This is a genomic window from Nocardioides sp. Z30_9 (genome assembly GCF_058215735.1).
Window position 1 is genome coordinate 477,835 of the sequence record NZ_JBZAJF010000002.1, and the last position, 25,684, is coordinate 503,518.

Annotated in this window: 27 protein-coding genes; 17 read left to right on the forward strand and 10 right to left on the reverse strand. The window is 71.2% G+C overall.

Annotated features, from left to right (window positions below; translation table 11 throughout):
• Positions 1–23: 23 nt before the first annotated feature.
• Positions 24–536, reverse strand: coding sequence for a hypothetical protein (locus tag AC4BGB_RS12955; RefSeq protein WP_490547292.1), 513 nt, complete (start codon positions 534–536; stop codon positions 24–26).
• Positions 537–664: 128 nt separating this feature from the next.
• Here AC4BGB_RS12955 and thpR point away from each other — a divergent pair, with 128 nt between their 5' ends.
• Entirely contained in the window at positions 665–1,285 is a 621-nt protein-coding gene (gene thpR, locus AC4BGB_RS12960; protein WP_490547293.1) for an RNA 2',3'-cyclic phosphodiesterase, read from the forward strand.
• Here thpR and AC4BGB_RS12965 read toward each other — a convergent pair.
• Positions 1,224–2,573: a cryptochrome/photolyase family protein gene (locus tag AC4BGB_RS12965; protein WP_490547294.1), complete on the reverse strand. Its 1,350-nt coding sequence runs from the start codon at positions 2,571–2,573 to the stop codon at positions 1,224–1,226. The genes thpR and AC4BGB_RS12965 overlap by 62 nt on opposite strands.
• 79 nt (positions 2,574–2,652) lie before the next feature.
• Here AC4BGB_RS12965 and AC4BGB_RS12970 point away from each other — a divergent pair, with 79 nt between their 5' ends.
• Entirely contained in the window at positions 2,653–3,399 is a 747-nt protein-coding gene (locus tag AC4BGB_RS12970; RefSeq protein ID WP_490547295.1) for a CPBP family intramembrane glutamic endopeptidase, read from the forward strand.
• Positions 3,400–3,408: 9 nt separating this feature from the next.
• Here AC4BGB_RS12970 and AC4BGB_RS12975 read toward each other — a convergent pair whose 3' ends face one another.
• The gene (locus AC4BGB_RS12975) at positions 3,409–4,290 is read right to left on the reverse strand and encodes an NAD(P)H-binding protein (protein WP_490547296.1); all 882 of its coding nucleotides are present in this window, start codon (positions 4,288–4,290) and stop codon (positions 3,409–3,411) included.
• 95 nt (positions 4,291–4,385) lie between these two features.
• Here AC4BGB_RS12975 and AC4BGB_RS12980 point away from each other — a divergent pair, with 95 nt between their 5' ends.
• Entirely contained in the window at positions 4,386–5,015 is a 630-nt protein-coding gene (locus tag AC4BGB_RS12980) for an ACT domain-containing protein (RefSeq protein ID WP_490547297.1), read from the forward strand.
• Between the two features lie 50 nt (positions 5,016–5,065).
• Here the strand turns inward: AC4BGB_RS12980 and AC4BGB_RS12985 are convergent, their stop codons facing one another.
• A complete protein-coding gene (locus tag AC4BGB_RS12985; protein ID WP_490547298.1) occupies positions 5,066–5,509 on the reverse strand; it encodes a nitroreductase family deazaflavin-dependent oxidoreductase in 444 nt (147 codons plus the stop codon).
• Positions 5,510–5,564: 55 nt separating this feature from the next.
• On the opposite strand from AC4BGB_RS12985, the gene AC4BGB_RS12990 reads away from it, so the two are divergent.
• Positions 5,565–6,482 carry a 1,4-dihydroxy-2-naphthoyl-CoA synthase gene (locus tag AC4BGB_RS12990; RefSeq protein ID WP_490547299.1) on the forward strand — a complete coding sequence of 306 codons (918 nt, stop codon included), beginning with the start codon at positions 5,565–5,567 and terminating at the stop codon, positions 6,480–6,482.
• A gap of 22 nt (positions 6,483–6,504) precedes the next feature.
• Here the strand turns inward: AC4BGB_RS12990 and AC4BGB_RS12995 are convergent, their stop codons facing one another.
• Both AC4BGB_RS12995 and AC4BGB_RS13000 read right to left on the reverse strand, forming a co-directional pair.
• On the reverse strand, positions 6,505–7,362 hold the full coding sequence (locus AC4BGB_RS12995) for a sugar phosphate isomerase/epimerase family protein (protein WP_490547300.1): 858 nt from the start codon (positions 7,360–7,362) through the stop codon (positions 6,505–6,507).
• The gene (locus AC4BGB_RS13000; RefSeq protein ID WP_490547301.1) at positions 7,359–8,561 is read right to left on the reverse strand and encodes an MFS transporter; all 1,203 of its coding nucleotides are present in this window, start codon (positions 8,559–8,561) and stop codon (positions 7,359–7,361) included. Before AC4BGB_RS13000 ends, AC4BGB_RS12995 begins: the two co-directional genes overlap by 4 nt.
• 186 nt (positions 8,562–8,747) lie before the next feature.
• On the opposite strand from AC4BGB_RS13000, the gene AC4BGB_RS13005 reads away from it, so the two are divergent.
• The 9 genes from AC4BGB_RS13005 (at position 8,748) to AC4BGB_RS13045 (ending at position 16,271) form a co-directional block, all read left to right on the forward strand.
• Entirely contained in the window at positions 8,748–9,203 is a 456-nt protein-coding gene (locus AC4BGB_RS13005) for a VOC family protein (RefSeq protein ID WP_490547302.1), read from the forward strand.
• Entirely contained in the window at positions 9,203–9,874 is a 672-nt protein-coding gene (locus AC4BGB_RS13010) for a cysteine hydrolase family protein (RefSeq protein WP_490547303.1), read from the forward strand. The genes AC4BGB_RS13005 and AC4BGB_RS13010 overlap by 1 nt, the downstream gene beginning before the upstream one ends.
• Positions 9,855–10,640 carry an SDR family oxidoreductase gene (locus tag AC4BGB_RS13015; protein ID WP_490547304.1) on the forward strand — a complete coding sequence of 262 codons (786 nt, stop codon included), beginning with the start codon at positions 9,855–9,857 and terminating at the stop codon, positions 10,638–10,640. Before AC4BGB_RS13010 ends, AC4BGB_RS13015 begins: the two co-directional genes overlap by 20 nt.
• Before the next feature lie 69 nt (positions 10,641–10,709).
• Positions 10,710–11,933: an ABC transporter substrate-binding protein gene (locus AC4BGB_RS13020; RefSeq protein ID WP_490547305.1), complete on the forward strand. Its 1,224-nt coding sequence runs from the start codon at positions 10,710–10,712 to the stop codon at positions 11,931–11,933.
• Positions 11,934–11,969: 36 nt separating this feature from the next.
• Complete coding sequence (locus AC4BGB_RS13025; RefSeq protein ID WP_490547306.1) at positions 11,970–12,851, forward strand: branched-chain amino acid ABC transporter permease; 882 nt, start codon at positions 11,970–11,972, stop codon at positions 12,849–12,851.
• Positions 12,844–13,899, forward strand: coding sequence for a branched-chain amino acid ABC transporter permease (locus tag AC4BGB_RS13030; protein ID WP_490547307.1), 1,056 nt, complete (start codon positions 12,844–12,846; stop codon positions 13,897–13,899). Before AC4BGB_RS13025 ends, AC4BGB_RS13030 begins: the two co-directional genes overlap by 8 nt.
• Positions 13,886–14,653, forward strand: a complete 768-nt coding sequence (locus AC4BGB_RS13035) for an ABC transporter ATP-binding protein (RefSeq protein WP_490547308.1) — start codon at positions 13,886–13,888, stop codon at positions 14,651–14,653. The genes AC4BGB_RS13030 and AC4BGB_RS13035 overlap by 14 nt, the downstream gene beginning before the upstream one ends.
• Positions 14,650–15,375 (forward strand): ABC transporter ATP-binding protein, encoded by a 726-nt coding sequence (locus AC4BGB_RS13040; RefSeq protein WP_490547309.1) that lies wholly within the window; start codon positions 14,650–14,652, stop codon positions 15,373–15,375. Before AC4BGB_RS13035 ends, AC4BGB_RS13040 begins: the two co-directional genes overlap by 4 nt.
• Positions 15,372–16,271 carry a polysaccharide deacetylase family protein gene (locus AC4BGB_RS13045; RefSeq protein WP_490547310.1) on the forward strand — a complete coding sequence of 300 codons (900 nt, stop codon included), beginning with the start codon at positions 15,372–15,374 and terminating at the stop codon, positions 16,269–16,271. The genes AC4BGB_RS13040 and AC4BGB_RS13045 overlap by 4 nt, the downstream gene beginning before the upstream one ends.
• Here the strand turns inward: AC4BGB_RS13045 and AC4BGB_RS13050 are convergent.
• From AC4BGB_RS13050 to AC4BGB_RS13060, 3 genes are read right to left on the reverse strand one after another with little or no spacing between them, the layout of a single operon-like run.
• Entirely contained in the window at positions 16,235–17,620 is a 1,386-nt protein-coding gene (locus AC4BGB_RS13050; RefSeq protein WP_490547311.1) for an MmgE/PrpD family protein, read from the reverse strand. The genes AC4BGB_RS13045 and AC4BGB_RS13050 overlap by 37 nt on opposite strands.
• Positions 17,621–17,665: 45 nt before the next feature.
• On the reverse strand, positions 17,666–18,691 hold the full coding sequence (locus AC4BGB_RS13055) for a MaoC family dehydratase (RefSeq protein WP_490547312.1): 1,026 nt from the start codon (positions 18,689–18,691) through the stop codon (positions 17,666–17,668).
• Positions 18,688–19,590 carry an HpcH/HpaI aldolase/citrate lyase family protein gene (locus AC4BGB_RS13060; protein ID WP_490547313.1) on the reverse strand — a complete coding sequence of 301 codons (903 nt, stop codon included), beginning with the start codon at positions 19,588–19,590 and terminating at the stop codon, positions 18,688–18,690. Before AC4BGB_RS13060 ends, AC4BGB_RS13055 begins: the two co-directional genes overlap by 4 nt.
• A gap of 87 nt (positions 19,591–19,677) precedes the next feature.
• On the opposite strand from AC4BGB_RS13060, the gene AC4BGB_RS13065 reads away from it, so the two are divergent.
• Together AC4BGB_RS13065 and AC4BGB_RS13070 are read left to right on the forward strand one after the other, a co-directional pair.
• On the forward strand, positions 19,678–20,862 hold the full coding sequence (locus tag AC4BGB_RS13065) for a CaiB/BaiF CoA transferase family protein (RefSeq protein ID WP_490547314.1): 1,185 nt from the start codon (positions 19,678–19,680) through the stop codon (positions 20,860–20,862).
• Between the two features lie 97 nt (positions 20,863–20,959).
• Complete coding sequence (locus AC4BGB_RS13070; RefSeq protein ID WP_490547315.1) at positions 20,960–22,111, forward strand: acyl-CoA dehydrogenase family protein; 1,152 nt, start codon at positions 20,960–20,962, stop codon at positions 22,109–22,111.
• A gap of 18 nt (positions 22,112–22,129) precedes the next feature.
• Here the strand turns inward: AC4BGB_RS13070 and AC4BGB_RS13075 are convergent, their stop codons facing one another.
• Entirely contained in the window at positions 22,130–22,840 is a 711-nt protein-coding gene (locus AC4BGB_RS13075; protein WP_490547316.1) for a GntR family transcriptional regulator, read from the reverse strand.
• A gap of 149 nt (positions 22,841–22,989) precedes the next feature.
• Here AC4BGB_RS13075 and AC4BGB_RS13080 point away from each other — a divergent pair, with 149 nt between their 5' ends.
• Together AC4BGB_RS13080 and AC4BGB_RS13085 are read left to right on the forward strand one after the other, a co-directional pair.
• Positions 22,990–24,327, forward strand: a complete 1,338-nt coding sequence (locus AC4BGB_RS13080; RefSeq protein WP_490547317.1) for an MmgE/PrpD family protein — start codon at positions 22,990–22,992, stop codon at positions 24,325–24,327.
• Entirely contained in the window at positions 24,324–25,667 is a 1,344-nt protein-coding gene (locus tag AC4BGB_RS13085) for an MmgE/PrpD family protein (protein ID WP_490547318.1), read from the forward strand. Before AC4BGB_RS13080 ends, AC4BGB_RS13085 begins: the two co-directional genes overlap by 4 nt.
• Positions 25,668–25,684: the final 17 nt, after the last annotated feature.

The following is a 25,684-nucleotide window of genomic DNA, read 5'->3' on the forward strand; positions in this document are numbered from 1 at the left end:
AGCCCGCTGACCGGGCAGTTGTGTCACGCCGTAACGCGGTGAGCGGGCAGTTGTGTGCGGTCGGCCCATGCCCGCAGGCGACGGTGCCGGTGCGCGAACAGGGTGCTGACCAAGGGGCGCGCGATGCGACGTACGACGGGACGCTCGGCGAGCACCCGGGGCACGAACGTGAGCCGGTCGCTGACGAGACATTCGTCTGCAGCGAGGGGCCGGACGGTCCGCTCGTGCTCCCAGTGGGAGAGGGCGAGCATGTTCGAGCGTTCATGGAACGAGCGCCCGTCCTCGACGGCGACGAGCACCATGTCGTCGTACTCCACGGGGATCACGCCGAACAGCAGCAGCCAGGCCTTGCCGAGGGGCTGTCCCACCAGTTCACCGGCGTCGCTGATGGTGCGGCCGCGCAGTCGGGGCGGCATCGTCATCGACAGGAGTGGCCGCAGCTCGTCGCGGATGCCGGCGGGCGTGGTCACCCGGTCCCAGACGACAGCAGCGGCTACGGGCACGCGGGATGTCTGCTCGACGATGATCGGCTGCACGAAGGGGATCGTACGGACGTAACTGCCCGGTCGACGCCGTACGGCGTGACGGTTGTGCCCGCTCGGCGCGCTACCGCGAGACGCAATCGCCCGGTCAGCGTGCCACGGCGGTGGGGTGGAATGGGGGGATGCAGCGGATGTTCGTGGCGGTGGTGCCTCCCGAGGGCGCGATCGAGGACCTCGAGGAGTTCCTCGCGCCGCGACAGGAGGCGGCGCCGTTCCGGTGGACCTCCGCGGCGCAGTGGCACCTGACGCTGGCGTTCGCGGCGGGCGTCCCCGACCGGGCGTACGACGAGATGGTGGCCCGGCTCGCGGCGGCCGCTGCCAAGCGGCACCCGGTCACGGCCCGGATCGCCGGGGGAGGGGCGTTCCCCCACGTCGGCCGGGCCAAGGTCCTCTTCGCCGGCATCGAGACCGAGACAGACCCGCACACAGGCCCCGAGCTCGACCGGATGGCCACCGGGGCCCGGAACGCCCTGACCACGGCCGGGGTCGAGGTCGACGGCCAGCGGTTCCGGCCGCACCTGACGCTCGCCCGGATGGGCCGCCCGGTCGAGGCGACGAACTGGGTCCGCGTGCTGGACACCTACCGCGGGCCGCAGTGGCGCATCGAGGAGCTCGCCCTGGTCGCCTCGCACCTGCGGGAGGGCCCGCGTCGCGGCCCGCGGCACGAGGTCGTCGAGACGTTCACCCTCGGCCCCGCTGGTAGCGGTCCAGGGCGACCTGACGCTCCTCCGCGTGGTCGATGATCCGCCTCGGGTAGCCGTGCGCGTAGCCGTCCTCGGCGTCCCACGGCATGTGCACCGCCTTCCCCGCCAGGTGCGCCAGCTCGGGCACCCACCGGCGGACGTAGTCGCCGCTCGGGTCGAACTTGACCCCCTGCGTGATCGGGTTGAACACCCGGAAGTAGGGCGCCGCGTCGGTGCCGGTCCCGGCCACCCACTGCCACCCGTGGTTGTTCGACGCCAGGTCGCCGTCGACGAGGTGGTCCAGGAAGTGCCGGGCGCCCACGGGCCACCACACGTGCAGGTCCTTGGTCAGGAAGCTGGCAGTGATCATCCGCACCCGGTTGTGCATCCAGCCCTCGCTGAGCAGCTGCCGCATCCCCGCGTCCACGACCGGGAAGCCGGTTGTCCCCTGCTTCCAGGCCTCGATCGCGTCCTGCGGGTCGTCGTAGGTCAGCCCCGGCACCGGCCTGAGGTCGTTCCACGCCGAGGCGGGCTCGCGGAAGAGCACGTCGGCGTAGAAGTCGCGCCACGCCAGCTCGGTCTCGAAGGTGCGCGCGCCCTGGCTGCGTGAGGCAGACGTCTCGGCGAGCAGCTGCCGGGGGTGCACCACGCCCAGCTTGAGGTACGGCGAGAGCCGGGAGGTGCGGTCGGCCCCCGGGTCGTCGCGCTGCTCGGCGTACCCCGCGAGGTCCTGGTCCAGGAAGTCCCGGAACCGCTTCCAAGCGGCGTCCTCGCCCGCGACGGGCATCTGCTCGGGCGCCTCGCGCAGCGCGACGTCCAGAATCTCCGCGACCCGGGGATCGTCCTCGGCCCGGAGCCAGTGCACGTCGTCCGGCGCGGCCACGGGGTCCTCCCAGCCGTGCGCGCGCCAGGCCCGGCTGTACGGCGTGAACACCCGGTAGGGGTTGCCGGACCCGTTGACCACGCTCCCCGGCGGCACGGCGTACGGCGTCCCGGTGGCCACCCCGGCGACGCCCTCGGGCAGTGCTGCCACGACGGCGTGGTCACGGGCTCGGGCGTAGGGAGTGAACTCGTTCGCGACGTGCACCGACTCGGCGCCGGACTCCCCGACCAGCTCCGGCACCACGGCCGGGGCGCGGCCAATCCGCACGCACAGCCGTCCGTCCATCGTCTCGTCCAGCGAGCGCAGCGAGGCCGCCAGCCAGGCACGGCGAGCGGGACCGGCCGCCGCCCACAGCCCGGGATCGAGCACGAACACGCCGAGGACGGGCCCGGCGGCAGCCGCCGCCAGCAGGGCAGGGTTGTCCCGCAGCCGCAGGTCGCGCCGGAACCACATCAGCGATGCCATTCCTCGACCCTATGAGCCGGGGTGTGAAACAGGCCACGCCCAGGTTTGGCTGGTCCCGTGCAGGGCTAGCCTCATGCAGATGCGACGCCTCGCCCTCCAGATGCGCCACGTGCTCTGGGACATGACCCCGCGGGACCACCGACAGTCCGAGCGCGACTTCCGGCGCCGGCAGGTGGTCAGCGTCGTGGTCCTGGCGGTGGGAGCGGTCGCGCTGGGGTTCTCGCTGCGGATCGAGCCGGGGAGCCCGTGGTTCTACCCCGCCACCGGCGGTCTCGCCGTGATCTGGGCCGTGGGGGCGTTCGCCTCCGGCCCCCTCCACCTCGGCCGGGTCGGCCAACCCGCGGCTCCCGACCTCACCGCCCCGAGGCCGTTCATCCAGCCGGTCCTGGTCGGCGCCGCGCTTGCGGTGGTGTTCGTCCTCGGCGCGTTGGTCGTGCGGGAGATCCCGTGGATGGAGGTGACAGGCGGCCGGTTCGACCTCACCGAGCAGGTGCGCACGATCCTGCGGCACGCCCAGCAGGGGCACGGGGCGATCCTGCTGCTGGTCACGGTGCTCAACGGCATCGCCGAGGAGCTGTTCTTCCGGGGCGCGATGTACGCCGCGATCCGCAAGCACCAGGTCGCGATCACCACCGTGGCCTACACCGTGGCCACGCTCGCCACCGGCAACTTCATGCTCGGGTTCGCGGCGATCCTGCTCGGCTTCGTGGTGGGGCTGCAGCGCCGCGCCACCGGGGGCATCCTGGCGCCGATCATCACCCACCTGGTGTGGTCGGTCTCGATGCTCTACGCGCTGCCCGCGATCTTCCTGGGCCAGCCGACCTGACCGAGCGGCTCAGCTGTCCGCGGCGAGCGCGCGGCGAACCGCCTCGCTGTACCCGATCGGCTCGCCCGGCACGATCTCGCGGATCCGCTGCTCGGTGACCAGCACCTCGACCCCCATCGAGTCGATCAGGTTGCGCCCGGTGGTCACGTCGACGTCGGTCACCAGCGCGAGCCAGTACGACGACAGGCGCGGCGTGAGCACCGGGACCTCGAGGATCCTCGAGCCGCGCCCGGCGCCGGCCTGGGCAGCGATCTTCAGCATCTCGACGTAGGTGAGCTGGTCGGGGCCGCCGATCTCGTAGATCTGGCCGTACGCCGCCTCCTGCCCGCACACCCCGACGAGGTAGCGGACCACGTCGTCGACCGCGATCGGCTGGGTCTTGGTGCTGGCCCACCGCGGCACCACCATCACCGGGAGGTTCTTGACCAGCTGGCGGGTCAGCTCCCAGGAGATCCCGCCGGCGCCGACCACGACCGCGGCCCGCAGCACGGTGACCGGCACTCCCGCCTCCGCGAGCAGCGACTCCACCTCCCGGCGCGAGCGCAGGTGGGCGGAGAGGTTCTCGTCGGCGCCGAGCCCGCCCATGTAGACGATCTGGCGCACCCCCTGCTCGGCGGCGGCGCTGGCGAACGCGCGCGCCGCCTCGGCATCCTTGCGCTCGAAGTCCGCGTCGTCGAGCGAGTGGACGAGGTAGTAGGCCACGTCCACGCCCTCCAGCGGCCCCAGCAGCGAGTCCCGGTCGTCGACGTTCCCCGCGACCGGGTCACCGGGTCCGTCGTACGCCTCCGGGCGGCGGGTCATCGCGCGTACGTCGTGGCCCTCCGCGATCAGGGCGGGGACGAGGCGACGGCCGATGAAGCCGGTGGCGCCCGTGACGAGGATGCGGCTCATCTGCTCACCCTAGACACCGGCTGCACGCGCGTAGGGGCTCGTTTCCGGTGGTGCGACGTCATCGGGGAGAAACACCGGTTGGTTATGGTCAGCACATGTCCTATCTGCTCCGCGTCGAGCTTCCCGACGTCCCGGGCTCGCTGGGGCGCCTCGCCTCGGCGATCGGTTCCGTGGGCGGCAACATCGACGCGATCGAGATCGTGGAGCGGTACGACGGCCGCGCCATCGACGACGTCTTCCTCGCCGCAGAGCAGGGGGTGATGCCCGACAGCATCGTCTCCGCGTGCACCTCGCTCCAGGACGTGCAGGTCCTGTGGATATCGCACTACGGCGCCGGCTCCAACCTCACCCGGGACCTCGAGGTGGTCGAGGCGATGACCTCCGACCCCGGGGCCGCCTTCGACACGCTCGTCGACCTGCTGCCTGCGACCTTCGTGGTCGACTGGGCGGTCCGGGTGCAGCGGGTGGGCGACGGGGCCAAGATCCTGCACGGGTCCCCGGCGGCGCCCTCGGAGATCCCCGACGACCTCCACTGGCCCCTCGACCTGGACCGCGGCCGCAGGATCGAGGTGCCCGAGCGCATCTCGGACCTGCTCCTCGCCGGCTGCTCGATCGAGGCGGACCAGATGATCGTGATGGCCCGCCGCGGTGGCCCCGAGATCCTCGACTCCGAGATCGCCCGCCTGTGCCACCTGGCGGCGCTGGCCTCCTCGATCTCGCGCTGACCGGCCGGCCCCATCCTCGGTGAACCTCTTCGGGGCGCACCGAGGACGGTTCAGTCGATCGGGGTCAGCTTGAAGACCGGGATCTCGCGATCGGTCTTCTTCTGGTACTCCGCGTAGGTGGGCCAGGTGTCCACGGCGTACTGCCAGAGATCGGCGCGCTCCTCGCCGTGCACGATCTCGGCGCGGTAGGTCTTCTTCACGGCCTTGTCCTGGAGGTCGACCTCCGGGTGGGCCACGAAGTTGTAGTACCACTCCGGGTTGTCGTCGGCGCCGCCCTTGGAGGCGATCGCGACGTAGATCCCGTCGCGCTCGACCCGCATCACCGGGTTCTTGCGCAGGTTGCCCGACTTGGCGCCGCGCGAGGTGATCACCACGATCGGGTAGTCGGTGCCGGGCAGGGTGTCGGCCTCGGCGCCGTCGGTGGCCTCGTAGGTCTCCACCTGGTTGCGGACCCACTCGGACTGGCTGGGGACGTATTCACCTTCAAGACTCATGGCTCTAGAAGACCACGGCGGTGGTGGCGAACGCACCCTCACTAGGGTTCGACTCATGAGTGCCATCGACGGAGTCAGCGAGATCTTCGACCCAGCGGACTGGGACGAGGTCCCCGGTTTCGAGGACCTGACCGACCTCACCTACCACCGCGCCCGCGCCCACGGAACGGTCCGGATCGCCTTCGACCGACCCGACGTGCTGAACGCGTTCCGGCCGCACACGGTCGACGAGCTGCTGAGGGTCCTCGAGCACGCGCGCACGTGGAGCGACGTGGGCTGCGTCCTGCTCACCGGCAACGGCCCGAGCGAGAAGAACGGCAAGTGGGCGTTCTGCACCGGCGGCGACCAGCGGATCCGCGGGCGTGCCGGCTATCAGTACGCGGAAGGGGAGACCGCGGAGACGGTCGACAAGGCCAAGCTCGGCAGGTTGCACATCCTGGAGTGCCAGCGGCTGATCCGGTTCATGCCCAAGGTGGTGATCTGCCTGGTCAACGGCTGGGCCGCCGGCGGCGGTCACTCGCTGCACGTCGTCTCCGACCTGACTCTGGCCAGCGCCGAGCACGGCCGGTTCAAGCAGACCGACGCGGACGTGGGCAGCTTCGACGGCGGGTTCGGCTCGGCGTACCTCGCCCGGCAGGTGGGCCAGAAGTTCGCCCGCGAGATCTTCTTCCTCGGCGAGGAGTACTCCGCCGAGGAGGCCCAGCGCATGGGCGCGGTGAACCGGGTGGTCCCGCACGCCGAGCTGGAGAAGGTCGCCCTGGAGTGGGGCGCCAAGATCAACGGCAAGAGCCCGACGGCCCAGCGGATGCTGAAGTACTCCTTCAACCTGATCGACGACGGGCTCGTCGGCCAGCAGCTGTTCGCCGGGGAGACCACGCGGCTGGCCTACATGACCGACGAGGCCCAGGAGGGCCGCGACCAGTTCCTGGAGAAGCGCGAGCCGGACTGGTCGCCGTACCCCTGGTACTACTGAGCCGCCGCGCGGCCCCGGCGGCTCAGGTGCTGCTCGGGCGGGACTCCGCCCGCAGCCGCACCCAGTCACGCACCGCCCGGTCGAGCAGCCCGGTCACCTCCTGCGCCTGCTGGAACTGCATCACCTCGTACTCCACCGGGGCGGTGTAGCCGGCGGCGTGGAGCTGGTGCAGCAGCCCGCCCACGTCGACGGATCCAAGCCCGAGGTCGGTACGACGCGGGGGAGTGCCGGGCTCGGCGGTCACCCCGCACACCTGGACGACCAGCAGGTCCTCGACCGCGTCCGCCACGGTGGTCTCCAGGTCCGCGTCCCACCAGGAGTGGAACAGGTCGAGGGTCAGGCCGGCGCCCGGCAGGCCCGCGATGGCGCTCCGTGCGGCCGAGAGCTGGTTGATGCACCCCTTGTCCGGCAGCCCGAGCGGGTGGATCGGCTCCAGCGAGAGCCGTACGCCGAGGCTCGCGGCGCGGTCGGCCAGCGCCTCGAGGGCGGACTGGGCGGCTCGTCGCGCCTCGGCCACCGTCACGGCCTGCCCGGTCGCGCGCGCGTCGTCGACCCCGCCCGGGATCACGTTCAGCGGCACCTGCAGCTGGCTCGCCCACTCCAGCAGCCGGGAGTCGAGCTCCCGCTGGGCGCGGGCGCGATCGAGGTCGGCGTGCAGGAAGTAGCCGGCGCTGTTCAGCGAGGTGGCCACGAGGTCGTGCGCCGCCAGCAGCGAGCCCACCTGCGCAGGCGTCCGGTCCACGAGTGCGCGCGCGGTCAGCCCGATGCCCCCGATGCCGCGCTCGGCGAGCATCGCGCAGAAGCGCTCGAGGCTGCAGTCGTCGGGAGCGGCGTAGAAGCTCACGGCGAGACCGCGCAGCACCGCGTCAGGAGAGGTCACGACTCACCGCCGACGGCCGGGTGCGCCGGTCCGGGCGGCGCCGCGACCGCGCCCGTGGCGGTACGCCGCGCAGTGAGCCCGATGCCGATCGCACCGAGGACCGCGATCACGGCGGTGACCCGCCAGGCCGCGTCGTAGCCGGCCGTCCCGGCGAGGTAGCCGAACACGCTCGGACCCACGACGCCACCGCAGTAGAGGCCGGCCTGCGTGACCCCCGTCGCCGCGGCAGGCGCGCTCGGGTTCGCTCGCACGATCGCCAGCGTGAACACGCCGTTCCACCCCCAGATCCCCAGGTACGACACGACCGCGGCCACGGCCACGAGCGCCGGGTCCGCGGTGACGGAGAGGCCGACCAGGCCGGCGGCCCCGACTGCCAGCATCATGCTGACAGCAGGCAGCAGCGGGAAGCTGCGGGCGTCGACCAGGGAGCCCACGGCGACCCGCACGAAGACGCTCGACAGGCTGCCGACCGCCAGCAGGATGCCGGCGCTCGCCGGCGAGAAGCCGTCGGAGACGGTCGCGTCGACGAGGAACGCCGCCAGGGTGTTGGCCGCGAAGGTGCCGAGCGCGGCGCTGAACGCGAGCACGGCGAGGGCGCGCAGCGTCATGTCCGCGCGTCGGCGAGGACCCTGGCGCCGCGTGCGAGCGGGGGTGCTCGAGCGCAGGCCCGGTGTCCGTGCCGCCCACACCCCGAACGCCAGGGGCAGCACGGCACCCGCGAGGAAGGCCCACCGCCACCCCACGGTCAGCCCGGCGAGGGGTACGGCGAGACCGGCCACGACGGTCGCGCCGGGGACGGCTGCCTGCTTGATCCCGAAGGCGATCCCCTGGCGCCGGGCAGGTACCGCCTCGGCGAGAGCGAGGTTCGAGGCGACCTGGCCGATCGCGTTCGCGAGCCCGCCCAGGGCGACCCCGGCTGCGATCCCGACCCAGTGGGTGGCCAGTCCTGCGACCGTCAGGGAGAGCGCACCGGCGAGTGCGCCCAGCGCCATTCCCCGCCCGGATCCAACCCGTTCGACCAGTCGCCCGGCCGAGGGTGAGGCGAGCGCGGAGAGGGCGAAGAAGCCGGATACGCTCACACCCAGAGCGACCTTGCTGAGGGGGACATCAGCACGGACCTGGACCACCAGGGCGCTGAGCAGGTAGACCGGCAGCACTCCCAGAGCGGTGGCAGCGGCGGCGGCAGACACGGCTGCCACGGGGTGCAACGAGCGTGATTCGCGCCGTTTCACGGGGCTCGCACGACCACTCATCTGACTTGGCCGGGTGCCGTTGACCTCACAAAACATATCGTATACGTTATCGAAACATATCGTATACGGTATCGAAATACGGGCTGCGTAACGTCCCCGGACAAGCCCGAACCACCCCCCGTGAGGAGTCCGATGTCGCCCGCTGAGACTGGAGAGCCCGCCGCCTCGTCCGGCATGCGCATGCACCACGTGGGCTGGGCGGTCGAGTCCCTCGACGCACACGCCGACCACTTCTCCCGTCAGCTCGGCCTGCCCTACCAGGGGGTCGAGGAGTTCCCGACCGTGAAGGTGGCCTTCTACGACGCCGGCGGCTGCCTGGTCGAGCTGCTCGAGGCCACCGACGAGAGCGACGACGTGGCGGAGTTCATCTCCCGCCGCGGCGAGGGGATCCACCACTTCGCCTACGAGGTGCCGGACGTCGCCGCGGCCCTCCGCGACGCCGAGGAGCGCGGCCTCACCCTGCTCGACCGGGTGCCCCGTCCCGGGGCGCGCGGCACCCTGATCGGCTTCGCCGACGGGGGCCGTCCCGACGGCGTGCTCGTCGAGTACGTCCAGCTGCCCACCACCGAACTCACGGGAGACAACTGATGGTGGCATCGCCGACGGTCCTGTCCACGCTCACGGAGAAGATCGACCCGGACCGCACCGCGCTCGTGATCATCGACATGGTCAACGACTTCGTGCACCCGGAGGGCAAGACCGCTGTGCGGGCCGGTCGCAAGGTCGAGCACGCGCACCGGGCCATCCCCCAGCAGCAGCAGCTCCTGGCCGGCGCCCGCGCCGCCGGAGTGCCGGTGATCCACGTCCAGCACACGACGCTGCCCGACCACGCCAGTGACTCCGGCGCCTGGCTCGACGCGCGCTCCCGGGCGACGTACTCCGTGGTCGACATCTGCATGGACGGCACCTGGGGCCAGGAGATCGTCGAGGAGCTGCAGCCCGCACCCGGGGAGACCGTGGTGAAGAAGTACCGCTACAGCGGCTTCGCGGGGACGAACCTCGACCTGGTGCTCCGCAGCATGGGACGCGAGAGCGTCATCTGCTGTGGCGTGTCCACCAACGTGTGTGTCGAGGCGACCGCCCGCGAGGCCTTCAGCCTCGACTACTACGTGGTCATCCCCGAGGACGCCTGCGCGTCCTGGGACATGTCGCTGCACGAGAGCGCGCTCGCCTCTGCCGGACACCGCTACGCCACGGTCTGCTCGACGGCGGACCTGATCCAGACCTGGGAGGCCGGTCATGGATCTACAGCTGGCTGACGCCCTGGTCGTGGTGACCGGGGGAAGCGCCGGCATCGGCCGCGCGACCGCCCTCGAGCTCGCCCGCGAAGGTGCCCGCGTCGTGGTCGGCGCCCGCAACGAGGAGGCGCTGGCCACCCTCGCCGAGGAGCTGGCCGGCATCGGCGGCGGGCACCTCACCGTGCCCGGCGACCTCACCACCGTCGAGGGCGTCACCGCGCTCGTCGACGCGGCGCGCTCCCACGGCGGACGCATCGACGGCCTGCTGGCGACCGTGGGATCGACCCCGGTGGGCCACTTCGACGAGCTCGACGACGAGACCTGGCAGCGCTCCTTCGACGGCAAGTTCCTGGCCTCGGTCCGCGCGGTCCGGGCCGTGCTGCCGGACATGCGCGCCCAGGGCACCGGCCGGATCGTCGTCGTGGCCGGCAACAGCGCCCACGGGCCCGGCTCCACGATGTCCACCTCGGGCGCCATGAACGCGGCCTTGGTGAACCTTGTCGCCAGCACCGCCCAGCACGTGGCACCGGACGGCATCGGCATCAACTGCCTGAGCCCCGGCCCCACGGCCACCGCGCGCTACGAGGGCCTGCGGGCGAGCGTGATGCGACGTGAGGGCGTCGACGAGCAGGGTGCCGGTGACCACATCGTCTCCGGGATCCCGGCCGGCCGCGTCGCCGAGCCGGACGAGGTGGCCCGCGTCGCGGCGATCCTGCTCAGCCCCACGACCGCGCACGTCAACGGAACCAACGTCGTCATCGACGGCGCGCAGACCTCGTTGAGCTAGCCCTTCCGACGAGGCACGACCCCACAAGCAACCAAACCAACATCACTCAACCCCCAAGAGGAGCACTCGATGCGGACACGACGGACCAGCCTGGTCGCGGCAATGGCGACGGGCTGCCTGCTGCTCGCCGGTTGCGGCGCCATCTCTTCTGAGAACGACAGCGGGTCGAGCTCGTCCCGCGACAAGAACGACGCGCTCGAGATCGGAGCCGTGCTGCCTCTCGCCGGTCCCGCGGCGTACTTCGGGGTCGCTGCGCGGAAGGGCGCCGAGCTCGCCGTCGACCAGGTCAACGCGGACGGCGGGATCAACGGCAAGCCGATCAAGGTCAACTTCTCCGACAGCCAGTGCACCCCCCTCGGGGCGAAGCAGGCCGCCGAGAAGGTGATCGCCGACGGCGCCAACGCCATCCTCGGCGACGAGTGCTCCAGCTCGACCCTCGGCATGATGCCCGTCCTCACGCAGGAGGAGATCCCCGGTGTGACCCCGGGGTCCTCGGCGAAGGCTGTGACGGACCCGGGTGACCCCTGGATGTTCCGGATCATGCCCAACGAGGTCATGCAGGGCGCCGACATCGCGTCCCAGGCCATCGAGAAGATGGACGCCAAGACCGCGGTGATCCTGCACGAGAACACCGACGCCGGCATCGGCAACGCCGAGGTCTTCAAGGAGTTCTTCGAGAAGGACGGCGGGAAGGTCCTCGACACCATCGGCTTCGACCGCGAGGTCCAGGACTTCACCTCCATCGCCACCCGGGTCGCCGCGCTCGGTGACGTCGACGTCATCCCGACGTACACGATCGAGGGCCAGGGCGTGAACATCACCAACTCGCTGGCGCAGGCTCGCGTCACCAAGGGCGGTGGCGGAAGCGCTGTGCAGATCAGCACGATCTGGCTGCCGATGGGCTTCGAGGACAAGGTCGCGAAGGGTGCGGCCGAGGGCTTCGTGCGCATCGTGCAGTTCGACCCCAACGACCCGAACGCAGCAGCGACGCAGTTCCTCAAGGACTTCAAGGCGAAGTTCAAGGAGGTCCCCAACCACATCTCGGCCCACACCTACGACGCGGTCATGGTCATCGCCGAGGCGGCGAAGTCCCAGGAGAGCACCGCGCCCGCCGACATCCAGGCCGGCCTGCTGGAGCTGGAGGGTTTCGAAGGGGTGACCGGCACGGTGACCTTCGAGAAGAACGACGAGGACACCTGCTCCTGCCCGAACGAGCAGCAGAACATCGAGATGGACACGATCCACTACGTCCAGACCAAGGCGGACGGCTCCCTCGTCTCGCTCGACTGGTGACCGCGTCCTTCCCCGTCCGGTGACCTTGGAGATTCCATGACGACCTTGTTGCAACAACTCCTCAACGGCCTGATCCAGGGCAGCCTGTACGTCATCGTGGCCCTCGGGCTCACGCTGATCTACGGGGTGCTCGTCCAGATCAACTTCGCCCACGGCGAGTTCCTGATGCTGGGAGCCTTCGCAGGCTTCCTCGGCGTCGACCAGCTGAACCTGCCGTATGCACTCTCCGTGGTGATGGCGACGGTCGTCGGCGGCCTGATGGGCGTGCTGATCGAGTTCTCCATCTTCAGACCGCTACGAAAAAAGAAGACCGACCAGCTCAGACCCTTGGTCGCCACGGTCGGGGCCTCGATCCTGCTGCAGAACCTGGCGCTGCTGTTCTTCGGCCCCAACCCGAAGCAGTACGCCAGCCCCTACACGCAGTCGACCATCGAGATCGGTGGGCTCTACCTGAGCTACCAGCGGGCCATCATCTTCGTGGTCTCGGTCTCCGCCATCGTCGCGCTGTTCGTCTTCCTGCGCTCCACGGCGACGGGACGAGCGATGCGGGCAGTCAGCCAGGACGCTCCGGCGGCCTCGCTGATGGGGGTGAACGTCTCCCGGATCATCTTGATGACGTTCATCATCGGCTCGGCGCTCGCCGGCCTCGGTGGCAGCCTGCTCGGTCCGCTGCTGGTGATCGAGCCCCTCGTGGGCGCGAACATCATCGTGCTGGCCTTCGCCACCGTCATCATCGGCGGCTTCGGCAACGTCAACGGCACCATCATCGTCGGCCTGCTGGTCGGCGTCATCGAGTCCCTGGTGACGGGATACCTGCAGGCGGGGCTGTCCAGCCTGGTCATCTTCAGCATCCTGCTGCTCACCCTGGCCGTCCGGCCGACGGGACTCATCGCCGAGAGGGTGGACGAGAATGTCTGAACTGCTGTCACGCCACGCCTGGATCCGCAGCTCGCTGCCGATCATCGGCGCGCTGGTGATCGTCATGGCCCTGCCCTCGCTGATCACCGGCTCGTTCTGGCAGCAGGTGGTCATCATCGCCCTGCTGAACGTGACCCTGGCGATGTCGCTGAACCTGGTGGTCGGCTACACCGGCCTCCTCGCCCTGGGGCACGGCGCCTTCTTCGGCGTCGGCGCCTACACCTTCGCCATCCTCACCACGACCTACGAGTGGTCCTTCTGGGCCGCGTTCCTCGTCGGTGGTCTGGCAGCGGGGGTGTGTGGCATGGTCCTGGCCGCGTTCACGCTCCGGCTCAAGGGGCACTACCTGGCGATCGCGACCATGGGGTTCGCCGTCATCGTGTACTCCACGCTGATGAACTGGATCTCGGTCACCCGTGGCCCGCAGGGCATCCCCGGCATCCCCGGACCGCCGGACATCCCGCTGGGCGGTGGCATGTCACTCGACTTCGGGGTGAAGGCCGCCTACCTGCTCCTCGCCGGGGTCTTCGCGATCTTCTGGTACGTCGTGATCCGGCGGATGATCAAGTCGCCCATGGGTGACGCGCTCACCGCGATCCGCGAGGACGAGGTCTCGGCCCTGTCGCTCGGGATCCGCAGCTTCGCCTGGAAGAGCTTCGCCTTCACCCTCTCCGCGGTCATCGCCGGACTCACCGGCGGCCTGTACGCCGGGTACGTCGGGATCCTCGAGCCGTCGTCGTTCATCCTGACCGTCTCGTTCACGCTGCTCGCGATGGTGATCGTCGGAGGCTCCGGGACGCTGGTGGGCCCGGTGCTGGGTGCACTCGTGCTGACCATCGCCCCCGAGGCGCTCCGCGAGGTCGGGACGGAGTACCGGCTGATCGTGTTCGGCCTGGCCCTGACGCTCACGGTGCTCTTCTTCCCCCAAGGGCTCGCCGGCATCGGCGCCCTGGTCCGCTCGAAGCTCGGCTGGTCACGAGCCGGGGCCGACGACCTTCCACCGCCCACCTTCAAGAACACCGAGGAGGTGTCCTATGGGACTCCTTGAGGTCTCCGAGGTCAAGAAGCGCTTCGGTGGCGTGACCGCCATCGACGGGGTCTCGTTCACTGTGGACGAGGGCCAGGTGCTCGCCCTGATCGGTCCCAACGGCGCCGGCAAGTCGACCATGTTCAACCTGGTCAGCGGCACCTACCAGCCCACGGCCGGGACACTGCGGTTCGACGGCCAGGACGTCACCGACGCCAACGCCATCGCGATGAGTCGTCGTGGCGTGGCCCGCACGTTCCAGAAGATCCGCCTGTTCAAGGCGCTCTCGGTGATGGACAACGTCGTGATCGGCGCGCAGTCCTCCGCGACACTGCCGCCGTGGCGGCACCTGTTCGGCGGACGGGCGGTCCGTGAGGCTGTCGCGGAGACGCGGGAGTCCTCGCTGGCCCTCCTGGACCTGGTCGGCCTGCGGCACCTCCAGGACGCCCAGGCCGACACCTTGTCCTACGGCCAGCAGCGCATGCTCGAGATCGCTCGGGCGCTTGCCACCAAGCCCAAGCTGCTCTGTGTCGACGAGCCGGGTGCGGGGCTGAACCTCGCCGAGGCCGAGCACCTGGTCGACCGGCTGCGGCAGATCCGCGACATGGGGATCACGATCATGCTGGTCGAGCACAACATGGACCTGGTGATGGACGTCGCGGACAAGATCGTCGTGATGAATTTCGGCAAGAAGCTCGCCCAGGGGACCCCAAGCGAGATCCAACAGGACCCGGAAGTCATCCGGGCCTACCTGGGCGAGGAGGTCGTCGGATGAGTCGGCTACTGACGGTCGAGGGTGTCACCCTCGCGTACGGCAACGTGGTGGTCTGCGAGGACATCACCTTCCACGTCGACCAAGGTGAGGTCGTCACCCTGATCGGCTCCAACGGAGCCGGCAAGACCACCACCATGGCCGCGGTCGCCGGGCTGATCCCGGTCAAGTCCGGCCGGATCACCTTCGACGGGACGGACATCACCCACCTCCCCACGCACAAGCGGGTCGAGCTCGGCCTGACCCTGGTGCCCGAGGGGCGGCACGTCTTCCCGTTCATGAGCGTGCGCGAGAACCTGATGATGGGCGGATTCAGGCACCGGGAGAACCGGAAGACCCTGACGAAGGCCGCGAACGAGGTGCTGGAGCGCTTCCCGCACCTCGGTCGCCGGGCCGACTCCAACGCCGGGACGATGAGCGGTGGCGAGCAGCAGATGCTCGTCGTGGGCCGCGCGATGATGTCGCGTCCCAAGCTGGTCTGCCTCGACGAGCCCTCGCTGGGACTCGCGCCGCTGATCGTGGCCGAGATCTTCGACATCATCAAGGAGATCAGCGCCCAGGGGACGACCGTGCTGTTCGTGGAGCAGAACGCGCAGTACGCACTGCGCACCGCCGAGCGCGGCTACGTCCTGCAGACCGGGAAGATGATGGCGGAGGGCACCTCCGAGGAGCTCCACCACGACACACGTGTCCGGGAGGCCTACCTCGGCAAGGCGCGCGGGTGAGCACCTCGTCCGCAGCCGGACCCGCTGCCGGGAAGGCGATCGAGCACGCGCTGGCCGGTGACCTGCCGGCGCTGCCCGAGCTCCGGGGACGGCGCCTGGTCATCTGCCCGGTCATCAACGTGGAGACCTGGCCGTTCGACCGGCCGATGCCGCGCAAGATCATCTCGGCCCCGCACGGCACGGAGAACATCCCCGACGTGCCGAACTTCAGCTGGGTCGAGTACGGCATGCGGGCAGGTCTGCCGCGGATGCTCAAGGCCTTCGCCGAGCGCGGCCTGCCGGGCGGCATCAGCATGAACGCCGCGGTGGTGCAGGACTACCCCCGCGCCTTCGAGGTGCTCCTCGCCAGCGGCTGGGAGTTCATCGGGCACGGCGTACGCCAGGAGTCCCTGCACGGTGCGGCGGACGAGCGCGAGGTCATCGAGACCTCGCTGTCGATGCTGGCCGAGGCCACCGGGGTGCGTCCCCGAGGGTGGCTCGGGCCCGGGCTGCAGGAGACGTTCCGGACGCCCGACCTGCTGGCCGAGGCCGGGATCGACTACGTGCTCGACTGGTGCGTCGACGACGTACCGACGGTGGTGCGCACCGCGTCCCGCCCCCTCGTCGCGGTGCCCTACAACCTCGAGCTCAACGACAGCGTGGTCTTCGCGGTCGAGAAGCAGACCGCCACCGAGTGGGCCCAGCGGGTCCGGGACACGTTGGACGTGCTCACCGCGGAGCTGGCGGACGGTCCCCGGGTGCTCGCGCTCCCGCTCCACCCGCACCTGCTGGGCGTGCCGCACCGGTTCCCCTACCTGCTCCAGGTGCTCGACGCCCTGCAGGCCAGGGACGACACCGTCTTCGCCACGCCTGGCGAGGTCTACGACTGGTACGCCGCGGCGTCCTCGCTGGACTGACGCTCGTCGGCCGCCCGCAGCACTGCTGTCAGGGCGGCCACGGGCGCACCGGCGAGCAGCTCGTCGACGGCCCCCGCCAGCGCTGCCGGGAGAGTGGCGTCGTCCGACCAGGCTGCGAGCAGCCGTGCGGTCTTGCGTCGTACGTCGGACAGCGACAACGGCCGCGCCGGGTCGCCGAGCGCCTCGTCACGGGCCACGGTCAGCGTGCGCGTAGGGGTGGTCACGACGACCGTGGCGCCCCAGGCGACCGGGTAGGCGGCCTCGAGCGCCGGGTCGACCCGCAGCACTACCCGCTCGCGCAGCGCGGCGACGTCGGGGCGGGACAGCAACGGCTCGTCGAAGGCGGGCAGCTCCAGCTCACCGTCGAGCAGCGCGCACGCGATCACGTGCTGCAACGAGAACCGGGCCTCGCCGCTGGTCGTGGGCACCGGCCGGTCGCAGAAGGCCAGGGCGTCGGCGTACCCGGAGACCTCGACGTGCTCGATCGGCTCGCCGGCGAGGCCGGTGCGGAGCTCCAGGGCGGCGTCGATCGCCGGGTGGGCGTGGCGGCAGCAGGCCCAAGGCTTCAGCGACGACTCGTGGATCAGCCAGGGACCGTCGGGCGCCGCGGTGATGGCAGCGGGGTCCGCGTCGGGTGCGGTCGCGGCGTACAGGCCGCGCTCTCCCTCGAGCACGTGTGCCGGTGCGGTGAGCCCGGCAGCGGCGAGCCGTGCCGAGGTGATCCCCGCCTCGGCGGCGCGACCGGCGTGCGCCAGCTTCGCCGTCGCCTGCTCCATCCGGACCTGCCAGAAGCCGCCGGCCGTGGTGCCGGCGAGGCCGAGCGCGTGCGTGGTCTGCTCCTCGTCGAGGCCGAGGAGCGACGCAACCGCCGCCGCTGCCCCGAACCCGCCGCACGTCGAGGTGTTGTGGAAGAAGTGGTAGTGCCCGGGGCCGACCGAGCGGCCGACCCTGACTGCGGCCTCGTAGCCGCGCACGATCGCGTCGAGCAGCGCCGTCCCGCTCGCCCCGGTCGCCTCGGCGGTCGCGAGGGCAGCGGCGATCACGACCGGTCCGGCGTGCAGCTTGCCCTCGCGGTCATTGGAGTCGAGCTCCAGGGCGATCGCGAGGGCCCCGGTGTGGAAGGCCGCGCTCGCCTCGCTCGCCTCCCCGGCGCCGAGCGCCGTCGCTCCCGCCCCGCGCTGTGAGCGGGTGTAGGCGACGACGGCCTGCCCCTCGGGGCGAGTCAGCGCAGCGGCGACGGCACCCACCCAGTCCTCGAGGTGCACGGCAGCGAGGGCACGGTCCTCCGCGCTCACGGGTCGGGCGAGTACGGCGGCGAGCTGACGGGTCAGCGAAGGGAGGTCCGGCATGTCATATGTGATATCACATCGGACCGCTGTGGCGCGTGGTCGCCGTCAGGCCAGCACGGCCGCGAACCGCCAGTCGAGCACCGGTGTCTCGTCTCCGCCGGGCTGCGACCGGCCCGTCACCCGGGAGCGGAGCTGGACCAGCCGGCCGTCGGGCAGCGGCGAGACCTCCTCCACCTCGACCGTGCTCGTCAGCGTGTCCCCCTCGTGGACCGGGCCGAGGTGGTCGCAGCTGCGCCAGCCGACCACCGTGACGAGGTCGGGCAGGGCGCGCAGCACCTGGTTCAGGGCGATCCCGATCGTGTGCCCGCCGTAGACGAGCCGGCCCTCGGGGCCGGCGGCGTCGTCGTGGTGCGTGCGGGCGACGTTCGTGGTCAGCCGGGCCAGCTCGGGAGCACTGGAGACGACGTCGCCCCCGGCCACCTCCCAGACGTCGCCGGCGCGGACCTCGACCTGTCCCTGCGCCGGCACCGCGTCCCGGAACGCGTCGAGACGCCAGGCCGCGGTGGGACCGGTCCACTCCGATCCGCCGGGCACGACCGCGTCGGACCCGACCAGGGCCAGGTCGTCGGCGTACCCGGTGACGACCTCGGGGTCGCGGAGCGGGAGCATCGCGCAGCGCCAGAAGTCGAGCACCAGGCGGTCGTGCTGGTCGACGGTCGTGATCCGCAGTGCGGCCAGCCCGGTCGGGCGGCGCCCGGGCCGCACGGTGTTCTGCCGCAGCGCGACGACCTCGGTGCGGGTGTGCAGGGTGTCGCCGAGCAGCGGTGCCCGGCGCAGCACGAGCCCGCGGTAGAAGAGGTTGGCGACCACGTGGTGCGTGACGGTCGTCGAGGAGCCGATCGCCACGTCCCAGACCAGTGCGGGCGGGGCGAGCGGCTGCGTCTCGCCGGTCACGCGGCGGCTGAGGTCGTGGTCGAGCGCCAGGCGCATCCGGCTGCCGACGACCGCCTGGTGGGCGGCGGCCAGGCCGTCGGTCAGGGTGACGGCCGGTGCCCGGTCGAAGACCTGACCGGGGCGTAGCTCCTCGAACCAGGGCCCCTCGGCGACGAGGCGCGCGCCGGCGGCGCTCATGCCGGCACTCCGGCCGAGGCGAGCACGCGGCGCGCGGAGACGGCGAGGGCCTCGTCGAGCATCTGCCCGTCGAGGGCGACGGCTCCGGCGCCGTCCTGGTCCGCCGCCTCCAGGGCTGCGATGACCGCCCGCGCGTGCGTCACCTCCTCGGCCGAGGGGGAGAGCAGCTCGTTGATGGCGGGTACCTGCGCAGGGTGGATCGCCCAGCGCCCGTCGAAGCCCAGGGCACGGGTCTGTCCGACCGCGGCGCGGAAGGGCTCGTCGTCGCGGATGCCGAGGTGGGGGCCGTCGATGGCCTGCAGCCCCGCCGCGCGCGCCGCGACCAGCACGGCGGACTGCACGGGCAGCCACAGGGCCGCGAGCTCGTCTCCCTCGGCACGCAGGCCCAGGGAGGCGGCGAGGTCGGCATAGCCCAGCAGCAGCGCCTCCAGCCGGCCGCCGGCTGCGGCGATCTCCGACACCCGGGCCACGCCGCCCGCGGTCTCGACGAGCGCCTGCACGCCGATCCGGTGCCCGGTACCGGCTGTCGCCTGCGCGCCGTCGAGCAGCCGCTCGACGAAGGCCAGGTCACCGGCGGACTCCACCTTGGGCAGCACCACGCTCCCGGGCGGGCGCGTCAGACCGGCCACGGCCAGCAGGTCGAGGTGGCACCACGGCGTGCCGGGCGCGTTGACCCGCACCGCGATCTGCGCCGGGTCCCGCAGCTGCTGGCTCTCGAGGATCTCCACCACTGCGTCGCGGGCACTGTCCTTCGCGCCCACCGCCACGGCGTCCTCGAGGTCGATCACCACCTCGTCGGCTTCGGAGGCGAGCGCCTTCTCCACCTTGCGCGACTCGCTCCCGGGGACACACAGGGACGAACGGCGACGACGGGGGAGCAGTGGTCCGGTGGTTGCCACGGCGGGCTCCTTCGGCGGGTGTTGGGCGGGTTGACACATCTACAATCAGATATATTATACAGAAATGCCTACGACCTGTACTCACGCATGACGAGTCTGCCGCTGGCCGGCATCACCGTGGTCAGCCTGGAGCAGGCCGTCGCCGCTCCCTTCGCCACTCGTCAGCTGGCCGATCTCGGCGCCCGAGTCATCAAGGTGGAGCGGCCCGGGGTGGGCGACTTCGCCCGCGCGTACGACGAGACGGTCGGCGGCGAGGCCAGCTACTTCGTGTGGCTCAACCGGTCCAAGGAGTCCGTCACCTGTGACGTGAAGTCACCGGGCGGGCGGGCCATGCTGGAGCGCCTGCTCGGGACCGCGGACGTCTTCGTGCAGAACCTCGCCCCCGGCGCCACCGAGCGCCTCGGGCTCGACGCCGCATCGCTCGCCACTCGGTTCCCCGACCTCATCGTCTGCGACGTGAGCGGCTACGGCAGCGACGGGCCCTGGTCGGACCGCAAGGCCTACGACCTGCTGGTCCAGTGCGAGGCCGGACTGGTCTCGCTCACCGGCACTCCGGAGCAGCCGGCCAAGGTCGGCATCTCCGTGGCCGACATCGCGGCGGGCATGTACGCATTCAGCGGCATCCTCACCTCCCTCTACGCCCGCGCGACAGCCGGAGCGGCCCGCCGGGTGGAGGTCTCCCTGTTCGAGTCCCTCGCCGAGTGGATGGGCGCCCCGGCGCACTACACCGCGGGCTCGGGGACGCAGCCGGCGCGCGTGGGGATGGAGCACGCCACCATCGCGCCGTACGGCCCGTTCACCACCGGCGACGGCTCGACCGTCCTGCTCGCCATCCAGAACGAGCGCGAGTGGGTCTCGTTCTGCGCGACCGTGCTCGAGGACCCGGCCGTCGCGGTCGACCCCCGCTTCTCGCGTGGATCGGCCCGCGTGGCCAACCGGGTCCCGCTCAACGAGCTGATCAGCCAGTGCTTCGCCGACCTCGAGGGGTCGGTGGTGCTCGAGCGGCTGGAGCGCGCGGCGGTGGCCTCGGCTCGGGTCAACGACGTACGCGGCCTGCTGGACCACCCCGTCCTGGAGGGCCGCGACCGGTGGCGCACGGTGCAGACGCCGAGCGGCCCGGTGCAGGCCCTGCTCCCGCCCGGTTCCACGCCTTCGGCCGAGGCCCGGATGGACCCCGTGCCGGCCCTCGGTGAGCACACCGACGCTGTCCTGACCTCCCTGGGCTACACCGCCGAGCAGGTCATCCGGCTCCGCGAGGTCGGCTCGGTGTGAACCGACGCCCGCCGCCGGGCCTCGCCCGCGGCCACCACCGCTTCTCCTGCATCACCACGTCCTGAGCACGCTGCCACCACCACCCGGAGGAATCCCCATGACCGACCTCAATGAGGAGGAGCAGGCCATCCTCGCGACGGTCCGCGACTTCGTCGACCGCAAGGTGCGCCCCATCGCCTCGGAGCTCGAGCACGCCAACGAGTACCCCGAGCAGCTGATCGAGCAGATGAAGCAGCTCGGCATCTTCGGCCTCGCCATCCCGGAGCCGTACGGTGACGTCGAGGTCTCCACCGTCTGCTACGCGCTCGTCACCGAGGAGCTGTCCCGCGGGTGGATGAGCCTGGCCGGCGCCATGGGCGGGCACACCGTCGTCTCGAAGCTCCTGCTCGCCCACGGCACCGAGGAGCAGAAGCAGCGCTACCTGCCGAAGATGGCGACCGGCGAGATCCGGGCCACGATGGCGCTCACCGAGCCGGGTGGCGGATCGGACCTCCAGGCGTTGCGCACGGTGGCGGCCAAGGACGGCGACAGCTACGTCGTCAACGGCTCCAAGACCTGGATCACCAACGCCCGCCGCTCCCAGCTCGTGGCGCTGCTGTGCCGCACCGACCCCACGGCCGTTCCGGCCCACCGGGGGATGAGCATCCTGCTGGTCGAGAAGGGGCCGGGGTTCGCCGTCTCCCGCGACCTGCCCAAGCTCGGCTACAAGGGCGTGGAGAGCTGCGAGCTGTCCTTCGACAACTTCCGCACACCGCTCACCTCGCTTCTCGGCGAGGAGGAGGGCAAGGGGTTCACCCAGTTCATGAAGGGGCTGGAGGTGGGCCGCATCCAGGTGGCGGCACGTGCCACCGGCGTTGCCCGGGCCGCTCTGGACGACTCCTTGCGGTACGCCCAGGAGCGGGAGAGCTTCGGCAAGCCCATCTGGAAGCACCAGTCCGTCGGCAACATGCTCGCCGACATGGCGACCAAGCTCGTCGCCGCCCAGCAGCTGGTCCTGCACGCTGCCCGCAAGTACGACGCCGGTGAGCGCAGTGACCTCGAGGCCGGCATGGCCAAGCTGTTCGCCTCGGAGGCGGCTGCCGAGATCACGCTGTCGGCGATCCGGGTGCACGGCGGCTACGGCTACTCCACCGAGTACGACGTGGAGCGCTACTTCCGCGACGCCCCGCTGATGCTCGTCGGCGAGGGCACCAACGAGATCCAGCGCAACGTGATCGTCAACCAGCTCGTTGCCCGCGGCCTGGGCTGAGCGGGCCGGGAGGGACGCCTAGCGTCCCTTGCGGACAGGCGGCTCCGGCTTCTTGTCCGCCTCGGCCCGGAAGTGGTCCGCGAGCAGGTTGCCCGCGTTGAGGATGTGCTGCCGCATGCCTTCGCGGGCGGCCTCCGCGTCGTTGGCCTCCATGGCCGAGAACACCTTGTCGTGGTCGTGGACCGCGGCCGAGACCCAGCCCTCGATGGTGTTGAAGAACGGCTGTGGCACGTAGCGCACCGCCACGCTCAGCAGGAACGACAGCTTGGGCGCGGCCGCGAGCACGTTGATGGTGCGGTGGATCTGGTGGTTGAGGTCGACGACGTCCTCGCTGCGCCCGTCGGAGGTGGCCTGGTCGAGCTGGGTCTGGAGCCGTCGCAGCTCCTCGACCACCTCGGGGGTCGAGGCGACGGCTGCCCGTGCGGCCAGCTCCCCGGCGATGTCGGCCTGGACGAGGAACAGGTCCTCGATGTCGTCGGGGGACAGCGGCGCCACCACGAAGCCGCGCCGTGGCTCGAAGTCGAGGAAACCCTCACCGCGCAGGGCGTGCAGCCCTTCGCGCACCGGGGTCGCGCTGATCCCCAGGTCGTCCGCGACCTTCTCCAGCCGGACGAACTCCCCGGGCTGCAGCTGGCCGGACATGATCTGCGCCCGGACGTGGGCGGCCACCTCGTCGCTCAGCGGCAAGCGGTTACGACGCCGTGCGGCGGAGGACGTGTTCGGTGGCATTGGCCAGCCTTCCTCAACATCATATATCGTGTGTACAGTACGACTTGAGGTCATCGTCTCATGGGAGCACCGGAGCGCCAACCGGCGTCTGGCTCCCGACTTCCCCATCCAGCCCACGGAGGCACAGCCTTGTCGACCCCGGAGCAGCCATGACGACCACCCGAGAGCTCGCCCGCGGGCTGACCCAGCTGAGCAGGTCCGGACTGAGTCCGACGGTTCGCGACGAGGCCACCCGGTCCCTGCTGAACGTGCTCGGCACCTCGATCGGGGCGTCGGGCTACGAGGCGATCGACATCCTCGTCGCGACGTCCCTGGGCACCGACACGACGCAGCGCAACTGCCCGGTGCCCGGCCGGCGCGAGCGGCTCGACGCCATGGGCGCAGCGCTGGCGACAGGCTCGGCCGCCCACCTCGACGACTTCGACGACACCCACCTCGCGACGGTCGTCCACCCCGCTGCGGCCGTGCTGTCCGCCGCGCTGCCGCTCGTCTCCCGCCAGGACGTGCCGGGTGTCGAGCTCATCGACGCGGTGGCGCTCGGCATCGAGGCCCAGCTGCGGGTCGCCGTCGCGATGACCCCGTGGCACTACGACCAGGGATGGCACATCACCGGCACCGTCGGCGGGATCGGCGCCGCCGTCACCGCCGGCCTGTTGCTGCACCTCGACGACGAGCAGCTCGGGCACGCGATCGCCATCGCGTCGAGCCTCTCCCTGGGCCACCGCCAAGGGTTCGGGACGATGGTCAAGCCCTTCCACCCGGGCAAGGCCGGCGCCAACGGGCTGCTCGCCGCGAGCCTGGCCGCCGAGGGCTTCACCGGCTCGCCGACCGCCCTCGAGGGCCCGCGAGGCTACTACGCCTGCCTCACCCCGAAGGTCGACCTGACCCGGCTGACCGACGGCCTCGGCGAGCGCTGGGAGCTCCTGGACAACACCTACAAGCCCTACCCGTGCGGCATCGTCAGCCACCCGGCGATCGAGGCCGCCGAGCGGCTGCACGCCGTGCTCGATGGCGCGGAGCCCGTCGCTGTCCGGGTGCGCTGCCACCCCCTCGTCGTCGAGCTCACCGGCAACCCGACGCCCGAGACCGGGCTCGCTGCGCGGTTCTCCACGATCCACGGCGTCGCTGCCGGACTGGTCGACGGCGTCGTCGGCCTCCGGCAGTACGACGACGAACGAGTCCGCGCGGACGAGCTCGTCGAGATGCGCTCGCGGACCACCCTGGTGCCCGACGAGAGCACTGCCCGCGCAGCCGCGACCGTCGAGGTGGACCTCGCCGACGGCCGGGTCGTCGCCGAGAGCGTCACCGACGCGCGCGGCAGCCTGGAGCGGCCGATGACCGATGCCGAGCTGGACGCCAAGACCACGGCGCTGGTCGACCAGGCCATGCCCGGGTGCGCACCGCAGATCATCGAGGCGACCCGCTCCCTGGTCACCTCTTCCACCGTCACCGCCCTGCTGACCGCCATCACCCCGGAGGACTCATGACCGACGCACGAGCGGTGACCGAGGAGCTGGCCCGCTTCGCCAGCGAGCTGACCTGGGACGACGTCCCGGAGACGACCCGGGCAGCGGCGCGCCGTACCGCGGGCAACGTGGCCGGACTCGCCGTTGGCGCCAGCCGCCACGACGCGGTGGAGCGGACCCTGCGCACCCTGGCCGGCCTCGGCCTCCAGGGGAACAGCTCGGTGCTGGGTCGCTCCGAGCGGCTCGGGATCACCTGGGCGCCACTGGTGAACGGTCAGGCGATGCACGTCGAGGACTTCGACGACACCCACCTGCGCACGGTGCTGCACCCCGGTGCGCCGGTCGTCCCCGCCGCGCTCGCCGTCGCCGAGCAGCAGGGCCGCTCGGGGCAGGACGTCCTCACCGCCGTCGTGGTGGGCGTGGAGGTCGCGAGCCGGGTCGGCAACGGGCTGGGCACGCCGCACTTCGACCGCGGCTGGCACGTCACCGGGACGATGGGACACCTCGGGGCCGCCCTCGCCGCCGGCCGCCTGCTCGGCCTGGACCCGGAGCGGATGGGGCACGTCCTCGCCCTCGCCGCGACCCAGGCATCGGCCCACACCGAGCAGCTCGGCTCGATGACCAAGTCGCTCCACCCCGGCAAGGCAGCCGCCGACGGCGTCGAGGCCGCCCTGCTCGCGGCCGGCGGCTTCACCGGTCCCGACGCCGCGATCGAGGGCCGGCGTGGACTCGCTGCCCTGATGTCGCCGAGCTTCGACCTCGACGAGATGGTGCGCGACCTCGGCACCACCTGGGAGACCGACGACAACGCGTTCAAGCCCTACAGCTGCGGGATCGTGAGCCACCCCGTCATCGACGCAGCCGTCGTCCTGCGCGACCGTGGGATCGATCCCTCGCGGATCGTGTCGGTGGAGGCAGTGGTGCACCCCGTCGTGCTCGACGTCATGGGGGTCCAGGAGCCCGAGTCCGGCCTGCGCAGCAAGTTCTCCGTCTACCACTGCTTCGCCATCGGACTGCTCGACGGCGCGGCCGGACCGGCGCAGTACACCGACGAGCGGGCCGCTGACCCGCAGGTGGTCGAGCTGCGCCGCAAGGTCAGCGCCACCCTGGACGCCTCGGTGGCCAAGGATGCCTGCACGGTGCGGGCCGAGCTCGTCGACGGCACCATCGAGGAGGTCGTGATCGAGCACGCCACCGGCAGCACCGCGAAGCCGATGACCGACGAGCAGCTGCGGGCCAAGCTGGACCTGGTGGTGCGTCCCGTCCTCGGCGACCGGACCGACGGCTTCGCCGACCTCGCGTTCGCGCTCGACCAGCAGGAGACGGTGGACGGCCTGTTCGCCGCCTCCCGGCCCGCCTAGACATCAGCCTTGGGCGC

Excerpts from the sequence above, each read along its gene's own strand:
- AC4BGB_RS12965 (WP_490547294.1), bottom strand. The coding sequence starts at position 2,573 with ATGGCATCGCTGATGTGGTTCCGGCGCGACCTGCGGCTGCGGGACAAC.
- AC4BGB_RS13005 (WP_490547302.1), top strand. The coding sequence starts at position 8,748 with ATGTCGCCCGCTGAGACTGGAGAGCCCGCCGCCTCGTCCGGCATGCGC.
- AC4BGB_RS13040 (WP_490547309.1), top strand. The coding sequence starts at position 14,650 with ATGAGTCGGCTACTGACGGTCGAGGGTGTCACCCTCGCGTACGGCAAC.
- AC4BGB_RS13025 (WP_490547306.1), top strand. The coding sequence starts at position 11,970 with ATGACGACCTTGTTGCAACAACTCCTCAACGGCCTGATCCAGGGCAGC.
- AC4BGB_RS13035 (WP_490547308.1), top strand. The coding sequence starts at position 13,886 with ATGGGACTCCTTGAGGTCTCCGAGGTCAAGAAGCGCTTCGGTGGCGTG.
- AC4BGB_RS12985 (WP_490547298.1), bottom strand. The coding sequence starts at position 5,509 with ATGAGTCTTGAAGGTGAATACGTCCCCAGCCAGTCCGAGTGGGTCCGC.
- AC4BGB_RS13065 (WP_490547314.1), top strand. The coding sequence starts at position 19,678 with ATGACGAGTCTGCCGCTGGCCGGCATCACCGTGGTCAGCCTGGAGCAG.
- AC4BGB_RS12980 (WP_490547297.1), top strand. The coding sequence starts at position 4,386 with ATGTCCTATCTGCTCCGCGTCGAGCTTCCCGACGTCCCGGGCTCGCTG.
- AC4BGB_RS13075 (WP_490547316.1), bottom strand. The coding sequence starts at position 22,840 with ATGCCACCGAACACGTCCTCCGCCGCACGGCGTCGTAACCGCTTGCCG.
- AC4BGB_RS13055 (WP_490547312.1), bottom strand. The coding sequence starts at position 18,691 with ATGAGCGCCGCCGGCGCGCGCCTCGTCGCCGAGGGGCCCTGGTTCGAG.
- AC4BGB_RS13030 (WP_490547307.1), top strand. The coding sequence starts at position 12,844 with ATGTCTGAACTGCTGTCACGCCACGCCTGGATCCGCAGCTCGCTGCCG.
- AC4BGB_RS12970 (WP_490547295.1), top strand. The coding sequence starts at position 2,653 with ATGCGACGCCTCGCCCTCCAGATGCGCCACGTGCTCTGGGACATGACC.
- AC4BGB_RS13085 (WP_490547318.1), top strand. The coding sequence starts at position 24,324 with ATGACCGACGCACGAGCGGTGACCGAGGAGCTGGCCCGCTTCGCCAGC.
- AC4BGB_RS13070 (WP_490547315.1), top strand. The coding sequence starts at position 20,960 with ATGACCGACCTCAATGAGGAGGAGCAGGCCATCCTCGCGACGGTCCGC.
- AC4BGB_RS13050 (WP_490547311.1), bottom strand. The coding sequence starts at position 17,620 with ATGCCGGACCTCCCTTCGCTGACCCGTCAGCTCGCCGCCGTACTCGCC.
- AC4BGB_RS13080 (WP_490547317.1), top strand. The coding sequence starts at position 22,990 with ATGACGACCACCCGAGAGCTCGCCCGCGGGCTGACCCAGCTGAGCAGG.
- AC4BGB_RS13010 (WP_490547303.1), top strand. The coding sequence starts at position 9,203 with ATGGTGGCATCGCCGACGGTCCTGTCCACGCTCACGGAGAAGATCGAC.
- AC4BGB_RS12975 (WP_490547296.1), bottom strand. The coding sequence starts at position 4,290 with ATGAGCCGCATCCTCGTCACGGGCGCCACCGGCTTCATCGGCCGTCGC.
- thpR (WP_490547293.1), top strand. The coding sequence starts at position 665 with ATGCAGCGGATGTTCGTGGCGGTGGTGCCTCCCGAGGGCGCGATCGAG.
- AC4BGB_RS13020 (WP_490547305.1), top strand. The coding sequence starts at position 10,710 with ATGCGGACACGACGGACCAGCCTGGTCGCGGCAATGGCGACGGGCTGC.
- AC4BGB_RS13015 (WP_490547304.1), top strand. The coding sequence starts at position 9,855 with ATGGATCTACAGCTGGCTGACGCCCTGGTCGTGGTGACCGGGGGAAGC.
- AC4BGB_RS12990 (WP_490547299.1), top strand. The coding sequence starts at position 5,565 with ATGAGTGCCATCGACGGAGTCAGCGAGATCTTCGACCCAGCGGACTGG.